This window comes from Aeromonas sp. S9(2024), from assembly GCF_041403185.1.
GTDB lineage: Bacteria > Pseudomonadota > Gammaproteobacteria > Enterobacterales > Aeromonadaceae > Aeromonas > Aeromonas enteropelogenes.
Genome location: NZ_JBGLRE010000001.1, coordinates 470,090 through 490,445 on the forward strand (window position 1 = coordinate 470,090; position 20,356 = coordinate 490,445).

Genomic DNA, 20,356 nt, shown 5'->3' on the forward strand with positions numbered 1-20,356 from the left:
GCCAATTACGGTGCAATAATTTCAGAACATTCACTTTTAAAATAACTTTACACCATATTTTCAATCTCTCTAATTGCATCGACCAAACCATAAACAAGTAGAGCGTCTTGAACTCGTGCCGCAGGATGTGAATATATTACTACGGGTTTGTTGTTTTTATTTTTAAACCATTTCACACCCCGACTTGTTTCAAAAACCTCGTTATCATTTAAATTCAATGCCCATCTTAAGTCCCAACCAGTTCCACAGCATATGGTGATTTCTGGGTCATAAATATCATATTGACTTTGAATAAATGATTTATCTTCATTCAATACCATGTTGAAACTTGCTCTCTCAGTTGTATGTCCTCCAGGAGATTTTTTCATGTTCATGGCACATATTGATTTTAATACTTCAACTCTATCTTCTTTCGTAATGCTCTCTAAATCATTCCACTTAATTTCACCGCTACTACTCCTTATGCATTTTACCCAACGGGTAATATTATCCCAAGTCTGAGGGCGAGCCCCTTGTCGGATAAACTCTCTCAAGTCCCAGTCCCCACCACCTTCATCATTTACCTCTTTTAATACAAAACATAATTTAATATTTGATTTTATATAATCATACTCTGAAACCACACCATCAAACACAAATCCAGAACGATTCCGTTTCCATTGTTCAAACAACTCAAATTCTTGCTTAGTAATATTCATAGTTACACTTTCCAGTAAGGGCTTTGGTGCCAAGCATGAACACTTTATCTTGCTGAGATAAAAGAAAAAGAACTAAATAATATGAATCTATCCAAGTTTCAAATGTGCATTTTTACTGAAGTCAGTTTCTATCTACTCAAAAATAATCTGGAACAAAACTTGCTTTATTCCTCTCCTTAGCTCCCAGCAACCGGTCACGAGGGCCCCATGACACCGACCTTTATCAAAAGCAATGCTGCCGCCCAGCTCACCATGGCCGTCGAGGTGATGAATGAGCAGGGGGAGTTGCAGACCCAGCAGATCGCCTGTGAGCGCCCACTCACCGTCTACCTCAACTGGAAGGAGATAGTGACCCTGATGACGCTGGGGGCCCGCCCCGAGGCGCTGGTGCTGGGCTATCTCAAGAACCAGGGCTTTATCGAGGATATTTCGGCCATCGAATCGGTGATCGTCGACTGGGATAGCGAGGCCGCCGCCGTGGTCAGCAGCCAGCAGGCCGAGGATCTGGACAAGTCACTGGAGAAGAAGACGGTCACCTCGGGCTGCGGCCAGGGCACCATGTATGGCAGCGTGATGAAGAAGCTCGAAGGGGTGGTGCTGCCCGCGCCCGAACTTAAACAGAGCACCCTTTATGCCCTGCTCAAGGCGCTCTCCGCCCATAACGAAACCTACAAGATGGCTGGCGCCGTGCACGGCTGCGCCCTCTGCCGCGGAGCCGAGATCCTCTCCTTTGTCGAGGACGTGGGCCGCCACAATGCGGTGGATACCTTGGCCGGCGAGCTCTGGATGGCGGGCGATACCGGCGCCGACAAGATCTTCTACACCACGGGGCGGCTCACCTCCGAGATGGTGATCAAGGTGGCACAGATGGGCATTCCCGTGCTGCTGTCACGCTCCGGCGTCACCCAGATGGGGCTGGATCTCGCCCGCCAGCTCGGCATCACCATGATTGCCCGCGCCAAGGGGCGCCACTTCCAGGTCTTTACCGGCCAGCAGCATCTGGTGCTGGATGACAAACCGCCGGTGCTGCCCCAGGGGCCGTCCGGCCGTGGTCAGCGAGATTGAGCTCGGCTGATCATGAGCAAGATCCGTTTTCTACCCGCCATGCAACAGGCTGATGGACTGAACCATGAATGAGTTTATGAACGTCAAGCAGGTGGCCGAATACCTCGATCTCAACGAGAAGAAGGTCTATCAGCTGGCCAACGAGGCGCGCATCCCCGCCACCAAGGCCACCGGCAAGTGGCTGTTTCCGCGCTCCCTGCTGGATCGCTGGCTGCTCGGCAGCTGCCACGAGGGGGTGATGAACGACCGGCTGCTGCTGGCAGGCTCGGACGACGTGCTGCTCCACTACGCCAGCAGCCGGCTGGCCCAGCAGCTTGGCACCCAGGCGCTGGTGGGGTACACCCCCTGCGGCACTCGCCAGGGGCTGGCAATGCTGGCCCGCGGCCACGTGGATCTGTGCGCCATCCACTGGGGTCAGGCCGAAGAAGCCCACCTGCGCCACCCGGCGTTGGTGCAGCAGTATCAGGGCCATCGCCAATGGGTGATCGTTCATGGATTTCGCCGCGCCCAGGGGCTGGTACTGCGACGCGGGGCCAGACCGAGAGAGGCCCGAGAGACCCTTGAGTGGCGCTGGGCACTGCGCCAGGAGGGGGCCGGCAGCCAGCGGGCCCTGTTTGAGTGGCTGCAAACCCAGGGGGAGTCCCTGACCCGGATCGAAAGCACTGTGCAGGTCAACAGCGAGCGGGAGCTGGCCGCCGCCATCAGCCGCGGCGATGCCGACGTGGGGCCGGGGGCCCAGAGCACGGCGACCGAGTTTGGCCTCGAGTTTATGCCGCTCTCCCAGGAATGTTTCGATCTGGTGATGCCGCAAGGGGTCTTCTTTCGCAACCTGTTGCAGCAACTCATCGGCTGGCTGCAATCCCCCGAGGGACGCGAGCTGGCCTCCCGCCTTGGCGGCTACGATCTGACCCAGACTGGCAAGCTGGTGTGGAGCCCGCAATAGGGCCATCCGCTTTCGTCATCCCTTGCCTCCATCAAACAAACGGGCCTGCCAATCTGGCAGGCCCGTTTGTTTGATGGAGTGAAAGACGCTTACCCTTCTTTTGGCCCTTCCCTTGGCCCGCCTTCTGATGAACCTGCCTGCCCTGCGGCCGGCTCGTCCCCGGCGATATCGGGCTCACGCCCTTCCGCTCCCAGCGCGATGCGCCACCCCTCCAGCTGGTCTGGCTCGCGGCCGGCGGGCAGCAGGGCATGGCTGTGCAAGCGGATAGTAAAGCAGCTCCCCTCTCCCGGGGTGGAGTCCACCAACAGCTCCCCGCCCCAGCGACTGATGATGCGGTGGCTCAGGGCAAGCCCGAGACCTGTGCCGGTGGCGCGGGTGGTGAAGAAGGGGTCGAAGATCTTGTCCATGATGGCGGCCTCGATGCCGCTGCCGTTGTCGATGACTCGCACCTCGGCCCCCAGCAACTGGCCCATTTCACTGTGCCAGTCGCGGCTCTCGACCCGGATCTGGCCCCGCTCGCCCAGGGCGTGGCTGGCGTTGACCAGCAGGTTTATCAACACCTGCAGCAACTGCTGGCGATCCGCCTCTATGGGTTGCTGGGCCTGCAGATCTGCCACCAGCTCCACCTGTTGCTGGCGCAGGGCGGAGCGCACCAGGGTCAGGCTCTCCTCGATAATGGGGTTGAGGTGCTGCCACACCGGCGCCGTCTCGTAATCGCCGGGGCGGGAGTATTGCAACAGGCTGCGAGTGATGGCGCGAATGCGCTCGATCTGGGTCAGCACCAGCGCCAGCTCCTCGCTGACGGGCTCGGCAGCCTCCCCCAACTCCAGCTTCATCAACTCCACGTTGCCGAGGATCACCGCGAGCGGGTTGTTGATCTCGTGGGCCACCCCGGCGCACAGCTCGCCAAGGGCCGCCAGCTTCTCGCTGATAAGCAGCTGCTGGCGCGCCTGGGTCAGCATATGGATGTGCTCCTCCAGCTCGGCGGTCTTCTGCTCGAGGCTTCGGGTACGCTCGGCCACCTTCTGCTCCAGCTCGTCGGCACTGCGGGCCATCTGCTGCTGATGAGCCTCCTGGCGGTCCAGCATGGCGTCAAACTGGCGCCCCAGCTGGGCCAGTTCATGATCGGGATCGAGCGCCAGCGGCCCCACCCGGGCTGACTTGCCATATTGCACCTGACGCACCACCCGGTGCATCCGCTCGATGGGGGTGAAGAGATCCCGCGCACCGCGATAAACCAGGAGACCCGAGATCAGCAGCAGCAACACCACGCCGGAGCCGAGCTCCAGCAGGTTGGTGAGGTAGGTGCGGATGAAGGGCCACTCGAGAAAACCGACATAGAGCATGCCGATCCGCTCGCCATTGGCCCCCAGCAGCGGCTCATAGCCAGAGACATACCAGGCGTCGTGCACGAAGGCGCGATCGATCCACACCTCCCCCCGCTCCAGCACCTGTTCGCGCACCGGGGCCGAGACCCGGGTGCCGAGCGCCCGCCCTATCTGGCGACTGCTGCTGGCGGGCACATTGGTGCTGACCCGCAGATCGCCGAGAAACAGGGTGACCGTGCCTATGCTCCCCTCCGGCAGGGTATTTTTGGCAAACACCTGGCTCTTGAGCTCGTCCACCAGCCGGGTGCTACCGTTGATAAGTTCGCCCCCCTCCAGCACGGCCCAGAGTGAGCCGTCCCGCGCCATCACCGGCGTCAGGGTCAGGCTGACCAGCCCCCGGGTCTCCTGGCCGTTGGCGGCGCTGTACTCCCTGTCCAGCACGGCGCGGCTGGCCAGGGCTGGCGAGTGGGCCAGCAACTGCTCCCGCGACCAGACCACGAAGTGGCTGATGCTGCGCCCTGTGCTCAGGGTGGCCCGCTGTTTCGGGGCCAGCTGATCCAGCTCGGCCCCCGTGCGCAGGTGCAGAAAATCGAGGTCGTAGTTGGCCGCCAGCGGCATCACCCAGGATTGCAGCTCTGCCGGGTTCTGGCGCAGCTTGGTCTGGAAAGTCCAGGCATCGCGCAGGTGCTCCAGGTGCTCGGCCTGGCGCTGTTGCTGCACGCGCACCGCATGATGGGCCACCCCGAGATCGCCGCGCACATTGGTGAGCAGGTTCTGCCAGCTGTAGGTGAGAGTCCAGTAGAGGGTGAGCCCCATCAGGCCCACCAGGGTGAGCATGATGGGCACCGAGGTAAGCAGCAGCAGGCGCCAGCGCACCTTGGTACGCAGCCAGCGCGGGAGTCGGGACCACCTCATGGCAGCCACCAGCGGCTCTTGGGGATCATTCGATGGCCCACTCCTTGAACTTGCGCTCCAGGGTCTTGCGCGCCACCCCCAGTACCCGGGAAGCGGCCGACTTGTTGCCATCAAAGCTTGCCACCACCTGCAGGATGTGGGCTTTTTCCACCTCAGCCAGCGGCCACTCCAGCGGATACCCCTCTTCCCCCTTGCCGGCGGCACTGTCAGGCTGGCTGCTGCGCCAATACTCGGCGGGAGGCTTGCCCAGCAACAGGCAGCGTTCGATGAGGTTGCGCAGCTCGCGCACGTTGCCGGGCCAGGGATAAGCCTGCATGGCCACCACATCCTCGTGGGTCCAGTTCAGCGACCCCATCCCCATCTCGGCGGTGAGCTGGCGAGTGAAGTGGTGTACCAGGGCCGGGATGTCGTCGATCCGCTCGCGCAGGGGCGCCACCTGCAGGGCGACCACGTTGAGGCGGTAGAAGAGATCCTCGCGAAACCGCCCGGCATCCACCTCTGTTTTGAGGTTGCGGTTGGTGGCTGCCACGATGCGTACATCCACCGCGAGCTCCCGCTCGGCGCCGACCGGACGAATGGCCTTCTGCTCCAGCGCCCGCAGCAGGGAGGCCTGCATGGCGAGCGGCATCTCGCCGATTTCATCGAGAAAGAGAGTGCCCTGATGGGCAACCCTAAACAGGCCGTCGCGCCCCTTGCGGGCACCGGTGAAGGCCCCCTGCACATGGCCAAACAGCTCGCTTTCGAGCAGCTCGGGGGCGATGGCGGCGCAGTTGAGGGGCACGAAGGCCCCCATGCGGCCGGATAGCTGGTGCAGGGCCCTGGCCACCAGCTCCTTGCCGGTGCCGGACTCCCCCTCCACCAGTACGGCGGCGTTGGAGGGGGCCACTCTGGCAATGAGCGTCTTGAGCTCGCAGGTCTTGGCGCTATCGCCGATCAGGGTGGGGGGAAAGAGCTTGCTCACCTCCCGGCGCAGCAGCAGGTTCTCCCGCTCCATCTGGCGGCGCTCGATCACCCGGTCCACCGCCTGGATCATCTGTTCCAGATTGAACGGCTTGAGGATGAAATCGCTGGCGCCGAGACGCAGCGCCTTGAGGGCGGTCTCCATGTCGCCAAAGCCGGTCATGAAGATGATGTCGCTGCGGCGGGTACCGGGATCGACCGCCTCGTGCCACTCAATGCCGGAGCGGCCCGGCAATCGGATATCGGCGATGATGAGATCGAAATGGAGGCGGCTGCGCAGGGCTTCGGCCTCTTCCACGCTGGCGGCCGTCTCGATTTGAGCGAAGCGCTTGGCCAGTGCCTTGGCCAGAAAGCTGCGCATGCCGGGTTCATCGTCCACGATGAGCAGGGAGAGGGCGGACCAGCGGTTGAGCGGGGCTGTCATGAAAAAAATTCCTCAAATGCACTCAAGGTCGGAGAATGTCCCGATAGTCGGAACGCGAGTGAGACATTTTGTCCTACCCGGAACGAAGCACCAATACCAATTAGTAAATAACGCCCGTCAGATAATCTGAAAAGATACAATAAACTGCTGTTTTCACTCAGCAAAAGATGAAAAAAGGGGGGCGTGGAACATGTTTGGCACCCTGTTTGCTAGTCAGAGGCCTCCCATTCACCCGAACGAGTTGCATCACCATGACCCTGAATGCCAATTTGAAACGCGCCGCACTCTCCCTCTGCGCCGCCCTGCTGCTGACTACGGCCGCCCAGGCCGAGAGCCCGAAACCGCCGGTTCGCCTCGCCACCACCACCAGCACCGAACAGTCCGGCCTGCTGGGCTGGCTGCTACCCAAATTCACCGCCGAGACCGGCTACCCGGTGCAGGTGATGGCCGCCGGTACCGGCCAGAGCCTGAAGATGGGGGAAAACGGCGACGCCGATCTGGTGATGACCCACGCCCCTTCCGCCGAGAAGGCCTTCGTCGATGCCGGCTTTGGCATCAATCCAACCCCTCTGATGTACAACGACTTCGTCATCGTGGGTCCGGTCAAGGATCCGGCGGGTCTGGGCCAGCTCAAGGATGCCGCCAAGGGACTGCAGGCCATCAAGGAGAAGGGCCAGACCTTCATCTCCCGCGGTGACGAGTCCGGCACCCACATCAAGGAGAAGACCCTGTGGCAGGCCGCTGACGTCAAACCCGAGTTTGCCGGTTACAAATCCATCGGCCAGGGCATGGGCCCGACCCTCACCATGGCCTCCGAGCTTGGCGCCTACACCCTGACCGACCGAGGTACCTGGCTCGCCTACCAGAGCAAGCTGGATCTCGCCGTGCTGCTGGAAGGGGACAAGCGTCTGTTCAACCCCTATCAGGTGATCCTGGTCAACCCGACCCGTTATCCCGACCTCAACACCGACGGCGCCCGTGCCCTGCAGAACTGGCTGGTCTCCGACCACGGCCAGAAGCTGATCGGTGACTTCAAGGTGGCCGGTCAGGCCCTGTTCGTGGCCGATGCCAACGGGAAGTGATGACCTCCCTGTGTGATATGAGGGGGGCTCTGCTCCCCTGTCGGGGAGCGCGCTGATGCCGACGCTCCTCGACACGACTCTGGCGGCCCTCGCCCTGCTGTTCAGCGGTGATAGCGAACTGTGGCAGGTGGTGGGGGTCTCGTTTTCCGTCTCCGGGCTCGCCCTGTTGCTGGTGCTGCTGCCGGCCCTGCTGCTGGGCTTCGCGCTGGCCTACCTGCCGCTGCCCGGCCGCTGGCTCTGGCTCTCCTGCATCAATACCCTGCAATCGGTACCGACCGTGGTGATAGGCCTCTTGCTCTACATGCTGCTGTCGCGGGCCGGCCCCTTCGGCGACTGGAAGATGCTGTTCACCCAGCAGGCGATGGTGGTGGGCCAGATGCTGATCGCCTTCCCCGTCATCGCCACCATGGCCCACGCCGCCTTTATCCAGAGCGATCGCCGCGCCTGGGAAACCGCCCTCACCCTGGGGGTTTCCTGGCCCAAGGCGCTGCTCGGCCTGATGCACGAGTGCCGCTTTGGCCTGCTGGCGGCGGTGATCGGCGCCTTCAGCCGCATCGTCACCGAGGTGGGCTGCTCCATGATGGTGGGGGGCAATATTCTCCACTTTACCCGCAACATCCCCACCGCCATCGCGCTGGAGACCCAGAAGGGCGCCTTTACCCAGGGGGTGGCGCTCGGCATAGTGCTGCTCAGTCTGGCGCTGTTGCTCAACCTGCTGCTGACCGCCTGCCGCGGCCACAGCTATCTGAAGAATTGAGAAAGAGGTTCCCCTTGTTGCTGAACGCTGACGGAGCCCGCCCATGGCCCTGACCGCCCATCACCTTTCCATGTGCTTTGGCGAACGCCAGCTGTTCGAGATCGAGCGGCTCGCCATCGCCCGCGGGGACACCATCTGGCTACACGGCGCCAACGGCGTGGGCAAGACCACCTTGCTCAAGATCCTGGCCGGCCTGCTGCGCCCCACCCGGGGCCACACCAACCTGCCCGGCCGCTGGCAGCGCCGGCTCAACCAACTGCTCAAGCGGGACGTGGGCCCCGGCCGGGTCACCTATCTGCACCAGACCCCCTACATGTTCGATCGCAGCGTGCACGACAATATCGCCTGGGCGCTTGGCAAGCAGGCGGAGAGCGAGATCCGGGTGTTCGAGGCGCTGCGCCGGGTCGAGCTGGAAGGGCTGGCCCGTGAGCACATCAGCATTCTCTCCGGCGGCGAGCGCCAGCGCCTGGCCATGGCGCGGGCCTGGGCGCTGCAGCCCGCCTTTTTGCTGATGGATGAACCCACCGCCAACCTGGACACACATTCGGTTGCCCTGATGGCCGCATTGGCGCAAGATCTGCGGGAACATGGCTGCGGCCTGGTGGTCATCAGTCACCAGAGCAACGCCCTGACCGATCTGTGCGAGCGAGAGTGGACTCTCGCTCGCGGTCAACTGCAAGAGACCACCCCTTTAAAAATCATCGAGCGACATGACTTCAAGAAGCGAACCCCACTCTGACCCCTTCCCCGTTTCGGCCGTGATCCTGGCCGGTGGCCGCGCCACCCGCATGGGGGGGGACGACAAGGGATGGGTCCAGCTGGCGGGCCGTCCCCTCATCGACCACGTGTTGTGCCGGCTGCGCCCCCAGGTCGACGAGATCCTGATCAACGCCAACCGCAACCAGCCCCGCTACCAGGCGCTGGCCCCCGTCATCAGCGATGACAACAACGACTATCTGGGCCCGCTGGCGGGCATGCAGGTGGGCCTGGCCGCCGCCCGCCACGACTGGGTGCTGTTCGTCCCCTGCGATGGCCCGGCCCTGCCCCTTGATCTGATGAGCCGCTTTCGCGCCGCCCTCACCCCGACCACCGAACTGGTGGTGGCCCATGACGGCGACTGGCTGCAACCCGTGGTGGCGCTGCTGCACAAATCCCTGCTCCCCTCCCTCAGCCAGGCCCTGGCCGAGGGGGAGCGCAAGATAGATATCTGGTTCGCTCGCCACCAGATGGCAGTGGTGAGCTTTGCCGATCAGCCGGATGCCTTCATCAACCTCAACAGCCCGGCCGAACTGGCCGCCTACGAGACGCGCCTGCTGACCCCGGCCACCGAATCCCAACAAGGAGCCGCCCAATGACCCCAGCCCCGACCCTCCCCCTGCTTGGCTTCGCCGCCTGGAGCGGGACCGGCAAGACCACCTTGCTGGAACAGCTGATCCCCCTGCTGGTGGCACGGGGCCTGCGCCTCGGGGTGCTCAAGCACGCCCACCATGACTTCGATATCGATCAGCCGGGCAAGGACAGCCATCGCCTGCGCAAGGCGGGGGCCAACCAGATGATGGTCGCCTCCCGCCGCCGCCATGCACGCATCATTGAGACCGAGCTGGCAGAGGCCGATTTTCGCGAGCTGCTGGCCAGCTTCGACCAGACCAGCCTCGATCTGCTGCTGGTGGAAGGGTTCAAACACGAGCACTTCCCCAAGATAGAGCTGCACCGGGCGGCGATCGGCAAGCCCCTGCTGTTCCCCGACGACAGGGACATCATCGCCGTGGCAAGCGATCAGCCGACAGACACCCCCCTGCCCAGGCTCGACATCAATGATCTCGATGCCATCGCCGACTTCGTCTGCGACTACCTGGCAGGCTGCCAGACCAGGGAGCAGAGTGCCGGCAACGGCTTCCTGTCGGTCGAGGCCGCCCGCGACACCATACTGGCGGCCCTGACGCCGAGCAGTGGCTGCACCCTCACGCCGCTGGCGCAGTGCCACGGTGCCGTGCTGGCCACCGATCTGGTGAGTCCCATCAATGTGCCGCCCCACGCCAACTCGGCGATGGACGGGGTGGGGCTGCGCAGTGACGATCTCGCCGCCGGCCGCTGGCAACTGGTAGGGGAAGTGCTGGCAGGCCAGCAGCGCCACGAGTCGGTGCTGGCGGGTCAGGCGGTGCAGATCATGACCGGCGCCCCCGTGCCTCCCGGGGTCGATACGGTGGTGATGCGCGAAGAGACGGTGATGGCCGATGGCTGGGTCACCATTCAGGCCCCCATCAAGGCGGGGCAGAACGTGCGCCAGGCCGGAGAGGATCTGGCCAAAGGGGCCGTCGCCATCCCGGCCGGTACCCGCCTCGGCGCCCCCCAGCTCGGGCTCGCGGCCTCCCTGGGTCAGGCAGCCCTGCCGGTGCGCACGCCCCTCAAGGTCGCCCTGTTCAGTACCGGGGACGAGGTGCAGGCCCCGGGCGAAACGCTCGCCCCCGGCCACATCTTTGACAGCAACCGCTTCACCCTGATGGCACAGATCCGCGGTGCCGGCTGTGAGGTGATGGATCTTGGCATCATCCCCGATGATCAGGCCGTGCTGCGCCAGCGCCTCGCCGAGGCGGCCGCCAGCGCCGATCTGGTGCTGAGCTCGGGGGGTGTCTCGGTGGGCAACGCCGACTACATCAAGGGGGTGCTGGCAGAGCTCGGCCACATTGATTTTTGGCTCATCCAGATGCGCCCCGGCCGCCCGCTGGCCTTTGGCAAGCTGGGGGATACCCCCTTCTTCGGCCTGCCGGGCAACCCGGTGGCCGCCATGATCTGCTTCCTGCAGTTTGTCGAGCCCGCCATCGCCCGCCTGCAGGGGCGCAGCTGGCAACCGCTGCGCCTGTCGGCACTCGCCTGCGAGCGGATGAAGAGCCGACCGGGGCGCACCGAGTTTCTGCGCGGCGTCTTCCATCAGGATGGCAACGGAGAGCTTCGGGTGCGCACCACAGGGCCCCAGGGCTCAGGCATCCTGAGCTCCATGAGCGATGCCAACTGCCTCATCGAAATCGTGCCTTCCCAACCCGGGATTGCCATCGGGGAGCGGGTCTGGATCCACCCGCTCCAGGGCCGGCTGGCCTGAGAAAGCGCGGGGCCCGCAGCAGGGAGGAGCCGGGCCCCGCCATCAACCTGACACGAGACTGACAGTGCGTCTTGATACTCCCCTCTCCCGCCTCGACATCCTGGTCTATGGCCACTATCGCATCGTCCACGGCCTGCGCATCGCGCTCGCCTTCATGCTCACCTTCCTGCTGACCCGCGAGCTGGAACTGCCCGAAAGCACCTGGCCCCTTATCACCCTGGTGGTGGTGATGGGACCCATCTCCTTTTGGGGTAATGTGCTGGCCCGCGCTCTGCAACGGGTCATCGGCACCATCTTCGGCGCCAGCTGCGGGGTGGTGGCGCTCTATCTGGAGATCTACTCCCTGCCGCTGACCCTGGCCTGGTGCGGCGCCATCATGTTCCTGTGCGGCTATCTGGCGCTGGGCAAACGCCCCTATGTGGGACTGCTCATCGGCATCACCCTGGCGGTCACCATCGGGGCCCAGCCGGGGGAGATCCAGACCGCCCTGTGGCGCAGCGGCGACGTGGTGCTAGGCTCCCTGCTGGCGCTGCTGTTTTGCAGCATCTACCCCCAGCGCGCCTACAGCCACTGGCGACTGCAGATGCACCAGATCCTGCAACAATCCGGTCGCCTCTATCACACCCACCTCTCCCCCAACGTTCTGGAGCGACCCAGGCTCAAGCAGAGTCACTCCAAGCTGCTGGCCACCATGGTCGGGCTGCGCCCCCTGCTGGCTCCGGCGGCCAAGGAGACCCGCCTCGGTGCCCCGCTGTTCGAGGCGGTGCAGACCAGCATGCGCAACCTGCTCTGCACCCTGGAGATGCTGGCCAACACCTACTGGAACGATCGCCAGAGCCACTTTCTGATGCAGAGCACGGCCCAGCTGCAGGCCTGTCACCAGGCCACCGAGGAGGTGCTCCACCAGCTCTCCCTGATGGTGAAAAGCGGCGATGGCCGCGGCGCCGAGGCCGCCATCGCCCAGTTGCACCAGGTGGCTCGCGAGATAGCCCTGCCCGCCAACGACGAAGCAGCCATCAATGGCTACCTCTGGCTCAATGTCCAGCTGACCGAACAGCTCACCCATCTGCGCCGCCTGCTGGGGCTGATCCTCACCCCGCCCCACCGCAAGCAGACCCGCTAGTCACCATGCAAAACGCCCCGCAACAGCGGGGCGTTTTTTGTCGGGCCAGGTGCCCGCTTGTCGGCTCGCGCCGGGATCAGACGGCGGCTTTCTGGGCGGCGCTCATCTTCTCCAGCTCGGCCTGGTTCAGGGTCGACACCAGGCGGCCATCGAAGTAGATATCCAGCTGCTCGCCGCGCTTTTCACCGCGCATCATGCTGCTGCGACCATCCAGATAGTGCACCTCCATCTGGGCGGTGGTCTCGTCCAGGTAGCTTATCTCCACCTCGCTCACCCCTTGCGGCAGCATGGCCAGCGGCACTGTCTTGAGGGAGGAGTCCAGATGCTGGTTCACCTTGATCACCGCATCCAGCTTCTGATCCACCAGGGCCGGCGACTTGCCGGTGATGGGGTTCTTGCCGGTCCAGAATTCGATGGTGTTGAACACGAACAGATCGGCGGTGGCCGCCAGACCATAGACAGGGGAGAGCAGGATGAAGACGCCGGCGCGGCCGTAGCGGTTATCCACCACACTCAGGTTGCCCTTGGTCACCATGCTGGATAGACCCATCTGCCCCATGCAGCCACTCAGCCCCATGGTTGCAACCACTGCCAACAGGGCCATTGCCCGCCCTTTGCGTTGTAACGCCATCTTGTTCTTCTCCTGCTCCGGATTAATGAGGGCGCAAGCCTAATCAAGCCATGACAGGAGGACAATTCTCAATCAGGAGGCGATACAGGAGGCGTTCAGATTGAGGGGCTGACCGATGTTTTTTTGGCCATCCCTCAATCCGGAAACGGGATCAGATGGCGAGATCCGAGACGGTGCGGGAGACGTTGTTCGCCTCCCGGCGGATCTCGCTCATCACCTGGTTGACCTCGCCGACTTGCTGCTTGCCAAGCTCGGCGCTGTCGGCCACCCCGCTCATCTCGGCGGTGACCCAGCTGGTCAGATCGCGGTTGTTCTGCACCACCTTGGCAATCTCGTCAGTCGAGAGAGAGGTGCGCGCCGCCAACTGGCGAACCTCGTCGGCCACCACGGCAAAGCCTCGCCCCTGATCTCCGGCCCGGGCCGCCTCGATGGCCGCGTTGAGAGCCAGCAGATTGGTCTGATCGGCAATGCTGCTGATGGTGGCAACGATGGCTTCTATGCTGCGCGACTGCTCGTTGAGCCGGTTGATGAGCTCTATGCAGTGGGCCAGCTGGCTGGCGATCAGGTTCGAGGTATCGACTACCCCAGAGAGCAGGCTCGCTCCCCGCTCGGCACGACTCAGGGTCTCGTGCGCCGCCTCGTGGGCCAGCATGGTGGCCTCGCGCACGGCGTGGCTCTGGTTGATCCGCTCGGTGACGTCGCTGGCAAACTTGATCACCTTCACCACCTTGCCCTGCTCATCCAGGATCGGGTTGTAGGTCGCTTCCAGCCACACCTTGTCACCCTGGCTGTTGAGGCGGCAGAAGAGGCCGGACTTGAACTGGCCACGGCCCAGCTCATCCCAGAAGTGGGGATGCTCGTGCAAGAACGCATCGTCACAGAAGAGGCGATGGTGCTTGCCCTTGATCTGCGCCAAGGTATAGCCCATGGTGTTCAGGAAGTTGCTGTTGGCGGTCAGCACCTCCCCTTGCGGGGTAAACTCGATGACTGCCAAAGAAAGCTCCAGGGCCGCAGCCACTGCCTGCTGACTCTGCAACTTTTGATGCTGATCGGTCACGTCGCTGGCTATCTTGATCACCCGGGTCACCACACCCCGCAGCTTCATCGGAAAATAGGTCGCTTCGAGCCACACCGGCTCACCCCGCCGGTTGAGGCGCATAAACACCCCGGAGCGGGTACGCCCCTGCTTGAGCTCGGCCCAGAACTGCTGGTATTCGGTACTCTGGGCATATTGCTTGTCGCAAAACATCTTGTGATGCTGACCAACCACTTCTGACTCGGCAAAGCCCATCACGTCGAGGAAGAGATCGTTGGCCGCCAGCACAGTGCCGTCCGGCGTGAAGGTGATGGTGGCCACGCTGTCATGCACCGCCTCGAAAAATCCCTGCTGCTCCAGTTGTTGCTCCCGGCACTGCTGCAGCTCGGCTTTCAGTTTGCTATTGAACATCGAAAATGATCCTCCAGACTGGCCCCACCCGGCCAAACCTCTCAGTGGATATCACAATGGATAGTTGAGAGGGTGGCAGTTTGTTCCATGAGCATAGTCGCCCGCTTATCCGATACCTTGCCTGCGAGGTCGTGCCAACCGTCAGCGCCACGGGAAACAAGGGGGGAGCTTGATACCTCATATTGCGAGCGATTGCCACTCCATATAGGCCGGATTGGCCACAAAACCGATCCGCTCGTAGAGAGGGCGCCCGGCATCGCTGGCATGCAGCCACACCTTGCCAAGTCCCATTGCCCGGGCATGGGCCGTCATGGCATCGAGCAGAGCGGTGGCGATCCCCCGCGCTCGCCACGCCGGCAGGGTATACATGTTGAGCAGATAGGCCTCACGGCCCGCCAGATTGCCGGGATAGGGCGGGCGCACGAACAGCGCCAAGGTGCCGGCGGCCACTATCTGATGATCGAACTCCGCTACCCAGGAGAGGGCGCTCCCCTCCTCACTGGCACGGGTGAAATAATCCAGGGTGGCGTGAAAGAGGGAAGGATCCGCGTCGGGTGAGATGAGCTCCCCCACCTCGCAAAACAGTGCCATGCGCAGCCTCACCAGGGCGGGAATATCCGCCGCCCTTGCCTGACGAATGTTCATCTCTTTCTCCTTGTCACCCGATCTTGCCTGGCGCCTCTTGCGCCCGCGCCATCATGACAAAGGGCGCCATCAGGCGCTCTTTGTCATGGCAGAAGTGTGAGAAGGGTCACCCCCTGCGCCTGCTCAACCAGCTATCCAGGCTCAGGCTGCCGCCCCCCCAGATCACCAGCGTCAGCAGCATCCAGCCCCACAACTGGTGATCGTGAAAGCCCCCGGCCCACAAGGCCGGATAGGAGATCACCGCCATGATGTTGAAGCCAGACAACAGCAGGGCAACCGGACGGGTCAGCAGGCCGGCCAGCAGAAACAGCGGCAGCACCAGCTCCGCCGCCGTGCCCAGCCAGGCCGCCCACAACCAGGGCAGCAGGGGCACCTGGTACTCGAATTCGAACAGATAGAGGGTGGAGTCCCAGCTCGTCAGCTTGAGCCAGCCGGCGTTGAAAAACACCAGGGCCACCCAGCATCTGGCCAGCAACAACACGACATCGGTCAGCCAGCCGGGTAGCCCCCGCTCGCCCAGCGCGATCGGCATCCATTTGTTTGCCATCATGGCAACACCTCCACGTCGACCAGCAGGCCAAGGGTGATCAGGCGAGCCAGATGTTCGCTCGCCCCGGGATCGTCTTCGAGCAGCTCAATCAGCCGCCGGCCCGTGAGGCAAGCCTGCAACAGGGACCACTCACCGACGGCCAGCGACAGCGGCATCACCCGGCAGTCAGGCTGCTTCTTGAGCGCCAGCCAGGCCGGCGCATCAAGCGCCGTCACCTCGGCCCTCTCATGAATGGCCATCTGCCAGAGATCCAGCACCGGATAATCGCTCGCCATCAGCAGCAGATCACTGGCGGGCAGACACACCAGCCTCTCCCAGTCGCGCTCACTCAGGCTGGCGATACGGTCGGCGGGCCAGCTGCGGGAGTCGAGCGGGAGCAGACTCCCCCGCTCCAGCAACCACTCGAAACGGGCCAGCTCCCCGAGCCAGGGCAGGGCCGCCGTGGTCGGCAGGGCGGCCAGCCAGTCGGCAAAACCGGCGCCATAGTGCATCACGCTGCCCTCCTCCAGCGGCTCGGCCAGCACGAAACCGCGGGCAGCGGCGGCAAAAAACGCCTCCCCCACCATGGCCTTGACCGCGGGGTAGCTGCTGGTGAGCACCTCGCCGAGGCTCAGGATGAAGTGGTTGCGATAAACCTGCAGCACCGACTCGGCCGAAAAGAGCCGCGACGAGATATGGGGCACAATCCCCTTCGCCTCCCCCAGCAGGCCCTCGGCGAACAGCTGTTGCACCTGCGCCAGCTCAGCCATGGCACACCTCCCGGGCGGCCGTCACGGCTTGTGCCTGCGCCAGTATGTCGCTGGCCCGTTGGGCCTCTGCCAACAATTGCGGCAACGGCGGGATCGCCAGATCCCATTCGATTAGGGTCGGGATGGCCCGCTGGCGGCAAATATCGCGGTAAAGTTCCCAGACAGGGGCAACCACGGGGGCGCTGTGGGTATCGATGTAAAGAGAGCCCTCGGGCAGCTTTTTCTCGGTAAACCCGGCCAGGTGGATCTCGCCCACTGTGTCGAGGTCGATGGCCGCCAGGTAGTCGTCACAGGAAAAGCCGTGGTTGAAGGCACTGACGTAGAGATTGTTGAGATCGAGCAGGATGCCGCAGCCGCTGCGCCGCTGCAGCTCGGCCAGAAACGTCCATTCGCTCATCTCGCCCGCCAGTTGCAGGTAGGAAGAAGGGTTTTCGATGAGCAGTTGGCAACCCAGGGTCTGCTGCACCTGCTGGATCTTGTCGCTCATCCTGGCCAGCGCTTCCCGGGTATAGGGCACTGGCAGCAAATCATTGAAATAACGCCCGTCTATGCTGCCCCAACTCAGATGCTCGGATACCCTGACCGGCTTGATGGCCGCAACCAGCTCCGCAAGCTGCTGAAGGTGGCGCCGGTCGAGCGGGTCGGCCGAGCCCAGGGACATGCCGACCCCATGCAGACTGACGGGATAGTGCCCGGCCAGCTCGCTTAGTACCTGAAAGCCGTGGCTGTGGCGCTCGAAGTAGTTTTCACTGTGGACCTCCAGCCAGCCGACTACCGGCAGTGTCTGCCGGATCCCGTCGTAATGGGGGGTTCTCAATCCGATTCCAATCAAAGGATTCATGGCAACACTCGCTTTCACCTGCCAGAGAGAACGCAGGGGGCCGAAGCCCCCTGCCGCATGGCGCTTACTTGGGTTGCAGCGAACCGCCGACCAGCTTCTCGCACAGCCCTTTTGGCATCACCACGAAGGCATCACCCATGGCATCTTCCTTTGCCGTACCGGCGCAGGAGCTGGTCTTGGTGGCGCAATCATTCTTGCTGGCCTTGACCACGCCGTAGCATTTCTCCTTTGCCTCGGCCGCCATCGCCGGGGCCGCGATGAACTGGGTTCCGAGTACCAGCAAGCCAGTCATGGCAGAAGCAATGGCAGTGCTTTTTTTAACGTTCATGTTGCTATTCCTTGTTGTTGAGTGTGATGTCTCCAGCCTGTCGTGACCGGTTACCTGCAATAGAACCGGCGTGGCGGGCAAAAGATTTCAAAAAAAATGCAAAACGAAGACATCTACAAAAATCACAATAAGCAACACGCTGTTTTAAAAGGAATATGCTGATTTTTCATTGCTCCGGGCCATTAACAAGAAGGCGACACCCAAGGTGCTGGCATTACCACCGGGAAGGTAAATAGGGCGTCATCCCCGGCCATCCCAAAACGGGTCTGCCAGCACATCCTGACAAGCGCAGTGCGAATAGAGGTGACAAGGTCACAAGGTAAAACGAATGGGCAAGATGAAACATACGGGAAAGCACCGAACGATCAGCGCTTTCAAAGATAACCGGCCAGCCGGTTTACTTGCGGGTTGTAGTGGTTGAGGCGCTTGTGTTCCGGGGTGAGCAGTTGCCCGGGCGAGCGACCGGTAAAGAAGTGACAGCTCTTGATGAAATGGGGCTGATCGCAATACCCCTGATCCAGCAGGGTATCGAGCGACGGAGCGCCCGATAGCAGCTGGCGCAGCGCTCTTTGAAAGCGAGCGGTGCGCAGAAAATAGCGGGCATCCACCCCGACATGGTTGCGCAACCGCCGCTGAAAGGTGCGCGGGCTCATCCCCAGTTGCTGCTGCAACTCGGTCGCCGACGTGCCGTAATAGAGCCGCTCTATGGCTCGCACCAGCGCAAGATCCCGCTCCGGGCACCTTGCGACTCGCTGGCGTAGCCAGTGGCCCAGAGCCCCATGCCCCTGCTCTACCAAGGGCTCAACCTCAGGGGCAACAATCCCCAGCTCATCGAGCGACAGCACCTGATCGCAAAGATGCTCCATAGGCACGCCAAACAGGTCGAAGCAGGCCGAAGAGCGCAGCCGCAGCCCCAGCAGATGAATTTGACCATGGGCGGCAAAGCGCAGGCGAGCATGGCGTGGGCAGAGCAACACGGCCGCCCCCGTGGCCACGGTGACGGTGCGGGGCGAGTCTGCTGACGAGAGGATCGTGATGGTGAGGGGATCCCCCAGATTGAACAGGATCTCGGCTCCGGTGCCGGGGAAGATCTCCGGCATCGGCTGATGTTGGCCAAGGCGCCACTCCCAACCTTGCGCCAGCCAGGGAGCCAGATCGGGAGCGGGCTGAAATTTACGGCACTGCATGATGAAAGGTGATGTTTCTCACTGGCTCGGTTCAGACGCGGACAGGAAGAGGGTATCACCGCTGACATGATTGAGACAGGGATGGCGATCAAAGCGCACCACGCCGATCTCCATGCGCCCTGCAGCCGCCTCGACCATGGCGGCAACCCCCAGGTGGCCGAACCCGGCACACAGCTCCACCGCCCGGATCCCCTCCCGATAGAGCTCATCGAGCAGTTCACAGCCTCGTTGGTAATCGGGCACGGCGATCGTCTTCACATGGACTTTCTCTGTTTGGACCCAGGAGGCGTGCTCGGCAGGATCAGCCCCCGGGGCGACGAAGATGAATGCGGCCTTGAAAATATCGGACATATAAAAAGCTCCTCGGATGAATGAATCGCCACTCTACCCAGGATCCCGCAGGCCGGATTGTACCGCTGCGCCACTCGCCCGCCTCTGACTGGTATCGATCCAAACGCTTCAAGGGCGCCATACAGACCTTGTTTCACCCTTTTGGGCGCGATTTGCGCTTCCAGATACCATAAATGCAAAAAAGACAGCCGAAGCTGTCTCTTTTGTCATCAAGGTAGGGCCTTAGTAGAAGATCCGGTTGCCCCGCTCACTCATCTTGAGCCACACCGGCTTGGTGCTGGTTTTGCTCCAGATCCGGTGCAGATAGCTGTAAAAGCGCGCACGATCGCGACGAAACAACATCACGGGAAATGCCAGGATGCCAACCAGCAGCACAAAGGTGCGACGAAGAATAATCTGAGTCAGGGAATAAGGATGAAACATGATATGACACCTCACTGGTAAGACCACCGAGTAAAGATTACTCCACAATTTGTAGGATTACTACATCAATTTGCTCATTTTTTCTCAATTAATGCACCATAAATGACAAATTGAAATTAAGTTACATTGCTTAACCTAAAAGCAACAAAAGCTGACAAAACGGCCACCCTTGACCAGAGTTAATATGCTGGTCGTCAAAATGGAGTTGGTACGATGAAACCCGCAGAAGTGGTGATGATTGGGATCATGGGCATCTTGCTCTGGTCAGAGTGGCAGGACTGGCAACTGAACCGGGATGACGCCATCGAGCTCGCCTACAAGGGCGCTCCCGCCGTCAGCGTATGGCAATGCGGCACCCTGAAACAGCGAATGGCGGATATAGATGCGCACAGGGCAGACATACAGTTTCAATATCGGGGACAGGATATGACGGAGGTGACCCACTACCTGCAGCGCGAGTGGAAGCAGATGGGCTGCGAACAGCTGCTGATGCAACAAGGATATTGATCTTGGATCGATTATCGCGGCATGGTGCGATAAGGATGAAAACAGGAAGAAGATGGAGGCACGTTCCGGAGTCGAACCGGACTAAACGGATTTGCAATCCGCTGCATAACCGCTTTGCTAACGCGCCATGCTGACAAGACTGATTGTCTTGAAAGTGATATCCATCGTTGGTGCGATGGAAGATTGGAGCGGGAAACGAGACTCGAACTCGCGACCCCGACCTTGGCAAGGTCGTGCTCTACCAACTGAGCTATTCCCGCGTCACTGCTTTCTTGCCAGTTGCCTGACAACGAGGCGCATTATAC

The 20,356-nt window shown here is 61.9% G+C and carries 22 protein-coding genes and 2 tRNA genes; 9 read left to right on the forward strand and 15 right to left on the reverse strand.

The window, feature by feature from the left end; genetic code table 11:
* Positions 1-47: 47 nt before the first annotated feature.
* Positions 48-698, reverse strand: a complete 651-nt coding sequence (locus ACB028_RS02095) for a hypothetical protein (RefSeq protein ID WP_201940303.1) — start codon at positions 696-698, stop codon at positions 48-50.
* A 207-nt stretch (positions 699-905) separates the two neighbouring features.
* On the opposite strand from ACB028_RS02095, the gene ACB028_RS02100 reads away from it, so the two are divergent.
* Entirely contained in the window at positions 906-1,763 is an 858-nt protein-coding gene (locus tag ACB028_RS02100; RefSeq protein ID WP_201940305.1) for a formate dehydrogenase accessory sulfurtransferase FdhD, read from the forward strand.
* Between the two features lie 76 nt (positions 1,764-1,839).
* Positions 1,840-2,706 (forward strand): helix-turn-helix transcriptional regulator, encoded by an 867-nt coding sequence (locus ACB028_RS02105; RefSeq protein ID WP_026458090.1) that lies wholly within the window; start codon positions 1,840-1,842, stop codon positions 2,704-2,706.
* Between the two features lie 89 nt (positions 2,707-2,795).
* Here ACB028_RS02105 and ACB028_RS02110 read toward each other — a convergent pair whose 3' ends face one another.
* Together ACB028_RS02110 and ACB028_RS02115 are read right to left on the reverse strand one after the other, a co-directional pair.
* Positions 2,796-4,949, reverse strand: coding sequence for a cache domain-containing protein (locus ACB028_RS02110; RefSeq protein WP_371143379.1), 2,154 nt, complete (start codon positions 4,947-4,949; stop codon positions 2,796-2,798).
* A gap of 25 nt (positions 4,950-4,974) precedes the next feature.
* Complete coding sequence (locus ACB028_RS02115) at positions 4,975-6,333, reverse strand: sigma-54 dependent transcriptional regulator (RefSeq protein ID WP_026457779.1); 1,359 nt, start codon at positions 6,331-6,333, stop codon at positions 4,975-4,977.
* 251 nt (positions 6,334-6,584) lie between these two features.
* On the opposite strand from ACB028_RS02115, the gene ACB028_RS02120 reads away from it, so the two are divergent.
* The 6 genes from ACB028_RS02120 to ACB028_RS02145 all read left to right on the forward strand — a co-directional run bounded on the left by ACB028_RS02120 (position 6,585) and on the right by ACB028_RS02145 (position 12,392).
* Positions 6,585-7,415 carry a substrate-binding domain-containing protein gene (locus ACB028_RS02120; protein ID WP_216992809.1) on the forward strand — a complete coding sequence of 277 codons (831 nt, stop codon included), beginning with the start codon at positions 6,585-6,587 and terminating at the stop codon, positions 7,413-7,415.
* 55 nt (positions 7,416-7,470) lie between these two features.
* Positions 7,471-8,172: an ABC transporter permease gene (locus ACB028_RS02125; RefSeq protein ID WP_042024799.1), complete on the forward strand. Its 702-nt coding sequence runs from the start codon at positions 7,471-7,473 to the stop codon at positions 8,170-8,172.
* 43 nt (positions 8,173-8,215) lie between these two features.
* Positions 8,216-8,911, forward strand: a complete 696-nt coding sequence (locus tag ACB028_RS02130; RefSeq protein WP_042024798.1) for an energy-coupling factor ABC transporter ATP-binding protein — start codon at positions 8,216-8,218, stop codon at positions 8,909-8,911.
* Positions 8,883-9,527 carry a molybdenum cofactor guanylyltransferase MobA gene (gene mobA / locus ACB028_RS02135; RefSeq protein WP_371143380.1) on the forward strand — a complete coding sequence of 215 codons (645 nt, stop codon included), beginning with the start codon at positions 8,883-8,885 and terminating at the stop codon, positions 9,525-9,527. Before ACB028_RS02130 ends, mobA begins: the two co-directional genes overlap by 29 nt.
* A complete protein-coding gene (locus ACB028_RS02140) occupies positions 9,524-11,269 on the forward strand; it encodes a bifunctional molybdopterin-guanine dinucleotide biosynthesis adaptor protein MobB/molybdopterin molybdotransferase MoeA (RefSeq protein ID WP_371143381.1) in 1,746 nt (581 codons plus the stop codon). The genes mobA and ACB028_RS02140 overlap by 4 nt, the downstream gene beginning before the upstream one ends.
* Positions 11,270-11,333: 64 nt before the next feature.
* Positions 11,334-12,392 (forward strand): FUSC family protein, encoded by a 1,059-nt coding sequence (locus ACB028_RS02145; protein ID WP_371143382.1) that lies wholly within the window; start codon positions 11,334-11,336, stop codon positions 12,390-12,392.
* 76 nt (positions 12,393-12,468) lie between these two features.
* Here ACB028_RS02145 and ACB028_RS02150 read toward each other — a convergent pair whose 3' ends face one another.
* From ACB028_RS02150 to ACB028_RS02195, 10 genes are all read right to left on the reverse strand, one after another.
* The gene (locus ACB028_RS02150) at positions 12,469-13,023 is read right to left on the reverse strand and encodes a DUF3332 domain-containing protein (RefSeq protein ID WP_042072195.1); all 555 of its coding nucleotides are present in this window, start codon (positions 13,021-13,023) and stop codon (positions 12,469-12,471) included.
* Between the two features lie 151 nt (positions 13,024-13,174).
* A complete protein-coding gene (locus ACB028_RS02155) occupies positions 13,175-14,470 on the reverse strand; it encodes a methyl-accepting chemotaxis protein (RefSeq protein WP_371143383.1) in 1,296 nt (431 codons plus the stop codon).
* Between the two features lie 177 nt (positions 14,471-14,647).
* A complete protein-coding gene (locus ACB028_RS02160; protein WP_371143384.1) occupies positions 14,648-15,115 on the reverse strand; it encodes a GNAT family N-acetyltransferase in 468 nt (155 codons plus the stop codon).
* Positions 15,116-15,221: 106 nt separating this feature from the next.
* Entirely contained in the window at positions 15,222-15,665 is a 444-nt protein-coding gene (locus ACB028_RS02165) for a DoxX family protein (protein ID WP_371143385.1), read from the reverse strand.
* Positions 15,662-16,414, reverse strand: coding sequence for a putative DNA-binding domain-containing protein (locus ACB028_RS02170; protein ID WP_371143386.1), 753 nt, complete (start codon positions 16,412-16,414; stop codon positions 15,662-15,664). Before ACB028_RS02170 ends, ACB028_RS02165 begins: the two co-directional genes overlap by 4 nt.
* Positions 16,407-17,255, reverse strand: coding sequence for a DUF692 domain-containing protein (locus ACB028_RS02175; RefSeq protein ID WP_371143387.1), 849 nt, complete (start codon positions 17,253-17,255; stop codon positions 16,407-16,409). Before ACB028_RS02175 ends, ACB028_RS02170 begins: the two co-directional genes overlap by 8 nt.
* 64 nt (positions 17,256-17,319) lie before the next feature.
* Positions 17,320-17,583: a DUF2282 domain-containing protein gene (locus tag ACB028_RS02180; protein WP_026457179.1), complete on the reverse strand. Its 264-nt coding sequence runs from the start codon at positions 17,581-17,583 to the stop codon at positions 17,320-17,322.
* A gap of 374 nt (positions 17,584-17,957) precedes the next feature.
* A complete protein-coding gene (locus tag ACB028_RS02185; protein ID WP_371143388.1) occupies positions 17,958-18,770 on the reverse strand; it encodes a helix-turn-helix domain-containing protein in 813 nt (270 codons plus the stop codon).
* 18 nt (positions 18,771-18,788) lie between these two features.
* Positions 18,789-19,121, reverse strand: a complete 333-nt coding sequence (locus ACB028_RS02190) for a DUF6506 family protein (RefSeq protein ID WP_342010410.1) — start codon at positions 19,119-19,121, stop codon at positions 18,789-18,791.
* A 222-nt stretch (positions 19,122-19,343) separates the two neighbouring features.
* Positions 19,344-19,544, reverse strand: coding sequence for a YbfA family protein (locus ACB028_RS02195; protein ID WP_042024786.1), 201 nt, complete (start codon positions 19,542-19,544; stop codon positions 19,344-19,346).
* Between the two features lie 213 nt (positions 19,545-19,757).
* On the opposite strand from ACB028_RS02195, the gene ACB028_RS02200 reads away from it, so the two are divergent.
* Complete coding sequence (locus ACB028_RS02200) at positions 19,758-20,051, forward strand: hypothetical protein (protein WP_026457176.1); 294 nt, start codon at positions 19,758-19,760, stop codon at positions 20,049-20,051.
* A gap of 53 nt (positions 20,052-20,104) precedes the next feature.
* Here ACB028_RS02200 and ACB028_RS02205 read toward each other — a convergent pair.
* Both ACB028_RS02205 and ACB028_RS02210 read right to left on the reverse strand, forming a co-directional pair.
* Positions 20,105-20,178, reverse strand: a tRNA-Cys gene (locus ACB028_RS02205).
* Between the two features lie 57 nt (positions 20,179-20,235).
* Positions 20,236-20,311 (reverse strand) — tRNA-Gly (locus tag ACB028_RS02210).
* Between the last annotated feature and the right edge of the window lie 45 nt (positions 20,312-20,356).

Excerpts from the sequence above, each read along its gene's own strand:
- ACB028_RS02095 (WP_201940303.1), bottom strand. The coding sequence starts at position 698 with ATGAATATTACTAAGCAAGAATTTGAGTTGTTTGAACAATGGAAACGG.
- ACB028_RS02100 (WP_201940305.1), top strand. The coding sequence starts at position 906 with ATGACACCGACCTTTATCAAAAGCAATGCTGCCGCCCAGCTCACCATG.
- ACB028_RS02105 (WP_026458090.1), top strand. The coding sequence starts at position 1,840 with ATGAACGTCAAGCAGGTGGCCGAATACCTCGATCTCAACGAGAAGAAG.
- ACB028_RS02110 (WP_371143379.1), bottom strand. The coding sequence starts at position 4,949 with ATGAGGTGGTCCCGACTCCCGCGCTGGCTGCGTACCAAGGTGCGCTGG.
- ACB028_RS02115 (WP_026457779.1), bottom strand. The coding sequence starts at position 6,333 with ATGACAGCCCCGCTCAACCGCTGGTCCGCCCTCTCCCTGCTCATCGTG.
- ACB028_RS02120 (WP_216992809.1), top strand. The coding sequence starts at position 6,585 with ATGACCCTGAATGCCAATTTGAAACGCGCCGCACTCTCCCTCTGCGCC.
- ACB028_RS02125 (WP_042024799.1), top strand. The coding sequence starts at position 7,471 with ATGCCGACGCTCCTCGACACGACTCTGGCGGCCCTCGCCCTGCTGTTC.
- ACB028_RS02130 (WP_042024798.1), top strand. The coding sequence starts at position 8,216 with ATGGCCCTGACCGCCCATCACCTTTCCATGTGCTTTGGCGAACGCCAG.
- mobA (WP_371143380.1), top strand. The coding sequence starts at position 8,883 with ATGACTTCAAGAAGCGAACCCCACTCTGACCCCTTCCCCGTTTCGGCC.
- ACB028_RS02140 (WP_371143381.1), top strand. The coding sequence starts at position 9,524 with ATGACCCCAGCCCCGACCCTCCCCCTGCTTGGCTTCGCCGCCTGGAGC.
- ACB028_RS02150 (WP_042072195.1), bottom strand. The coding sequence starts at position 13,023 with ATGGCGTTACAACGCAAAGGGCGGGCAATGGCCCTGTTGGCAGTGGTT.
- ACB028_RS02155 (WP_371143383.1), bottom strand. The coding sequence starts at position 14,470 with ATGTTCAATAGCAAACTGAAAGCCGAGCTGCAGCAGTGCCGGGAGCAA.
- ACB028_RS02160 (WP_371143384.1), bottom strand. The coding sequence starts at position 15,115 with ATGAACATTCGTCAGGCAAGGGCGGCGGATATTCCCGCCCTGGTGAGG.
- ACB028_RS02165 (WP_371143385.1), bottom strand. The coding sequence starts at position 15,665 with ATGATGGCAAACAAATGGATGCCGATCGCGCTGGGCGAGCGGGGGCTA.
- ACB028_RS02170 (WP_371143386.1), bottom strand. The coding sequence starts at position 16,414 with ATGGCTGAGCTGGCGCAGGTGCAACAGCTGTTCGCCGAGGGCCTGCTG.
- ACB028_RS02175 (WP_371143387.1), bottom strand. The coding sequence starts at position 17,255 with ATGAATCCTTTGATTGGAATCGGATTGAGAACCCCCCATTACGACGGG.
- ACB028_RS02180 (WP_026457179.1), bottom strand. The coding sequence starts at position 17,583 with ATGAACGTTAAAAAAAGCACTGCCATTGCTTCTGCCATGACTGGCTTG.
- ACB028_RS02185 (WP_371143388.1), bottom strand. The coding sequence starts at position 18,770 with ATGCAGTGCCGTAAATTTCAGCCCGCTCCCGATCTGGCTCCCTGGCTG.
- ACB028_RS02190 (WP_342010410.1), bottom strand. The coding sequence starts at position 19,121 with ATGTCCGATATTTTCAAGGCCGCATTCATCTTCGTCGCCCCGGGGGCT.
- ACB028_RS02195 (WP_042024786.1), bottom strand. The coding sequence starts at position 19,544 with ATGTTTCATCCTTATTCCCTGACTCAGATTATTCTTCGTCGCACCTTT.
- ACB028_RS02200 (WP_026457176.1), top strand. The coding sequence starts at position 19,758 with ATGAAACCCGCAGAAGTGGTGATGATTGGGATCATGGGCATCTTGCTC.